The organism is Brachybacterium sp. Marseille-Q7125 (assembly GCF_023062615.1).
In the GTDB taxonomy this organism is placed as follows: domain Bacteria; phylum Actinomycetota; class Actinomycetes; order Actinomycetales; family Dermabacteraceae; genus Brachybacterium.
Genome location: NZ_JALLAL010000105.1, coordinates 1 through 2,447, shown reverse-complemented (window position 1 = coordinate 2,447; position 2,447 = coordinate 1). Strand labels below are relative to the sequence as shown.

At 70.6% G+C, this 2,447-nt stretch carries 2 protein-coding genes; one reads left to right on the top strand and one right to left on the bottom strand.

Translation table 11 applies throughout. The features are described from left to right. Positions 1–1,044, bottom strand: a 1,044-nt coding sequence (locus tag MU407_RS13825) for a molybdopterin molybdotransferase MoeA (RefSeq protein WP_246958357.1), incomplete at its 3' end; no start/stop codon positions are given. A gap of 63 nt (positions 1,045–1,107) precedes the next feature. Between MU407_RS13825 and moaA the strand changes: the two genes are divergently transcribed. Further along, positions 1,108–2,214 carry a GTP 3',8-cyclase MoaA gene (moaA, locus tag MU407_RS13820; protein WP_246958355.1) on the top strand — a complete coding sequence of 369 codons (1,107 nt, stop codon included), beginning with the start codon at positions 1,108–1,110 and terminating at the stop codon, positions 2,212–2,214. Positions 2,215–2,447: the final 233 nt, after the last annotated feature.

Sequence of the window (2,447 nt, the reverse complement as noted above, 5' to 3'; positions counted from 1 at the left end):
CGCCAGAGGCGTATACGGGACAGGCGGGCGGGGGTCGCCGCCGAGGGCGGGGCGCACCAGCCGCCCGCCGGACGGCGCCGCGGAGACCGGGTTGCCGGGCAGTGCGACCCAGGCGATGTCTCCCGCCGCGGGATCGGCCAGGTCGCGGTCCAGGGTGCCGATGCCCTGCGGTCCGCCCGGTTGCATCGCGACCTTCGGGAACACCAGGCGCACCCCGGGCAGCTCGGCGGCCTGGCGCACCGGTTCGAAGGCACCGGCGGAGACACCGCCGGAGGTGACCACGGCCTGTGCCTGCGCGTGGCGGCGGATCAGGTCCACCAGCCGCGGCGCATCATCACCCACCTGCTCGACGTTCACCACCTCGGCCCCCAGGGCACGCAGTGCCGCAGCGATCCCGGGCCCATTGGCATCGAAGGCCGCGCCACGGGGCAGCTGCGCTCCCGGCTGCGGGGTGGCGAGCTCACTGCCGGTGGAGACCACGAGCACGCGCAGCGGATCGCGGGCCTCAACGCTGGCGACGCCGCAGGCGGCGAGATGGGCGATGCGCGCCGCGGACAGGGCCGTGCCCTCACGGGCGATGACATCCCCGGCGCGGGTGTCCGAGCCGGCGCGGCGCACGAATCGGCCAGCCTGCGCGGCACCGGACGGCAGGGTCACCGTGGTCGCGGTGAAGTCCTGCTCGGCGGTGTCCTCGATCGGGATCACCTGGTCGGCGCCGGTGGGCACGGGGGCGCCGGTCATGATCGGGCGCGCCTGCCCGGGCTCGAGGGTCCCCGGCGCATCCCCGGCGGCGATCGGCGGCCCGACGGGCAGGGTCACCGGCTGGGCCGGGGTGAGGTCCGCACAGCGCACGGCATAGCCGTCCATCTGGGAGTTGTCGGCGGACGGCACGTCGACGACCGCGCGCACATCGGCGGCGATCACCACCCCGGGGCGCAGGTCCTCAAGCGCCACCCGCCGACGGGTCGCGCGGTGCGCGAGCAGGGCGTGAACGTCCTGCTGATGCTCCTGCAGGGGGACGCGGGCGGGGGTGTCGGAGCTCATCTGCCCAGTATCTCCCACTGCCCCTATGCTGGATGGACGTCCGATGAGCGCTGGAGGTGAGCGATGGCATCCCCGGTTCCCCTGGGCATCCCGATGCCGCGGCGCACGGACCCGCTGTCTCCGAGCCTGCCCGATACGAGCGACCGCCCGGCTGTGCCCGGTCTGCTGGATACCTTCGCGCGCACCGCCACGGATCTGCGCGTCTCCCTGACCGACTTCTGCAATCTGCGCTGCACCTACTGCATGCCCGAGTCCGGGATGGAGTTTTTGAAGAAGCAGCAGCTGCTGTCCGTCGAGGAGATCGTGCGCCTGGTGCGCGTGGGCGTGGAGCAGCTGGGCATCCAGCAGGTGCGCTTCACCGGCGGTGAGCCGCTGACCCGCGCGGACCTCGACGAGATCATCGCGGGAGTCGCCGCGCTCACGCCGCGTCCCGAGATCTCCCTGACCACGAATGCGATCGGCCTCGAGGTGCGGGCGGCGAAGCTCGCCCGGGCAGGACTGGACCGCATCAACGTGTCGCTGGACTCCGTGGTCTCGGAGACCTTCGAGCGGATCACTCGTCGACCCCTGCTGCATCGGGTGCTCGAGGGCATCGAGGGGGCGCGGGAGGCAGGTCTGGATCCGATCAAGATCAACGCCGTGCTGATGCCGGGGATCAACGACCATGAACTACCGGATCTGCTGGCCTGGTGCCTGGAGCGGGACCTGCAGCTGCGCGTGATTGAGCAGATGCCGCTGGATGCCGGGCGCACCTGGGAGCGCACCGCCATGGTCACCGCGGCGGATGTGCACCAGATGCTCGCACCGCACTATCTGCTCACCCCTAGTGAGGAGCCGCGGGAGGGCGCGCCGGCAGAGAAATTCGACGTGCGCTCGCGTGCCGCCGGGCCCGATTCCCCCGTGCTGGGGACGCTGGGGATCATCGCCTCGGTCACCCGGCCGTTCTGCGCCGACTGCCGCCGCACCCGGCTGACCGCCGAGGGCAGCGTGCGCACCTGCCTGTTCTCCACCTCGGAGACCGGGCTGCGCGATGCCCTGCGCGCCGGGGCGTCCGATGAGGACCTGGCCCGGATCTGGCGGGCCGCGCATTGGGGAAAGGCCGCCGGTCACGGCATGGACCGCCCCGACTTCACCCAGCCCGAACGCCCCATGAGCGCTATCGGCGGCTGAGACCGCACCCAGGAGGACCGACATGACCCAGACGCCTGCCGCAGCCCCCGAGACCACCGCCCCCCAGACCCGTCACTTATAGACATTTCCGAGGCCACGAGAGTAGGCATGATCTCGTATGGCGGCTTCTTCTTTTAAAAAAAAAAAAAAAAAACCCGCAGGCCCGACCTCCTCGGTATCTATCTATGCAGCAATCCCCTCTACACAATCATTTGTTACTTGGTGCTGTCACA

Bases quoted from the DNA above. Each gene is read 5' to 3' on its own strand.
- moaA (WP_246958355.1), top strand. From the start codon at position 1,108: ATGGCATCCCCGGTTCCCCTGGGCATCCCGATGCCGCGGCGCACGGAC.